Origin of the sequence: Brucella thiophenivorans (assembly GCF_002252445.1) — a bacterium.
In the GTDB taxonomy this organism is placed as follows: Bacteria; Pseudomonadota; Alphaproteobacteria; order Rhizobiales; family Rhizobiaceae; genus Brucella; species Brucella thiophenivorans.
The window spans coordinates 1-803 of sequence record NZ_NNRJ01000039.1 but is presented as its reverse complement, the minus strand read 5'-3'; the positions used below and the strand labels follow the sequence as shown (position 1 = coordinate 803).

The following is an 803-nucleotide window of genomic DNA, read 5'->3' as shown; positions in this document are numbered from 1 at the left end:
GCACTGTTACTTTAACGAGAGTGCAGACATGGCTCATTCTTTGTGGCCTCTGTCATGCAGATTTCAGGCACGAGATTTCACGCCACATGTCAGTGGCGGCTTGTCGTAGCTCTCGGTGGTTGGCTGAACTGATTTGGTTGCGTGGCAAATAATGAAGATTGTAAATCGGGTCATGTATCGACGTGAAATTTTGCACATGTCGCGCCGATTTAAAGCGCTTCATAACACGCTCGCATCGTCGGATCGGCTGATGCGAATTCTCTGCCCGATTGTTCAAGCCCTTATGCTGGCGATGATCGCAAACGTTAAGGCCTATAGCTCGTTTGGCAGAGCCATATGATCGTAGTTTATCGGTGACCATAACCCGCGGTGCACAGCCCTGAGCAGAGAGAAGCTTGCACATAAAACGCTTGGCGGCCTTGGTATTGCGGCGTTTCTGGACCAAAACATCTAACACAAAACCGTCCTGATCGACCGCTCGCCAAAGAATGTGATGCTCACCTTTGATAGATATTACGCACTCATCCAAGTGCCATTTATCGCCAAGGCGCGGTGTGCGACGACGGATATTACTGGCATAAGCCCGTCCGAATTTCTCCGCCCATTCGTAAACTGACTTATGTGTGACGAATATCCCGCGATAAGCCAGCATATCTTCGACCATACGAAAGCTCAGTGGAAAGCGGAAATACAACCACACCGCCTCAGCAATAATCTGAGCTGGATAGCGATGGCGACGATAAAGCGAGGCACGAGGTTCTTTCATACCCTATTATCGCTGCTGATGTTTACGCTTTGATTAA

Annotated in this window: 1 protein-coding gene; it reads right to left on the bottom strand. The window is 49.2% G+C overall.

Features of this window, described 5'->3' with window-relative positions; genetic code table 11:
* Positions 1 to 52: 52 nt before the first annotated feature.
* The gene (locus CEV31_RS13175) at positions 53 to 766 is read right to left on the bottom strand and encodes an IS6 family transposase (RefSeq protein ID WP_094507534.1); all 714 of its coding nucleotides are present in this window, start codon (positions 764 to 766) and stop codon (positions 53 to 55) included.
* Between the last annotated feature and the right edge of the window lie 37 nt (positions 767 to 803).

Bases quoted from the DNA above. Each gene is read 5' to 3' on its own strand.
- CEV31_RS13175 (WP_094507534.1), bottom strand. From the start codon at position 766: ATGAAAGAACCTCGTGCCTCGCTTTATCGTCGCCATCGCTATCCAGCT.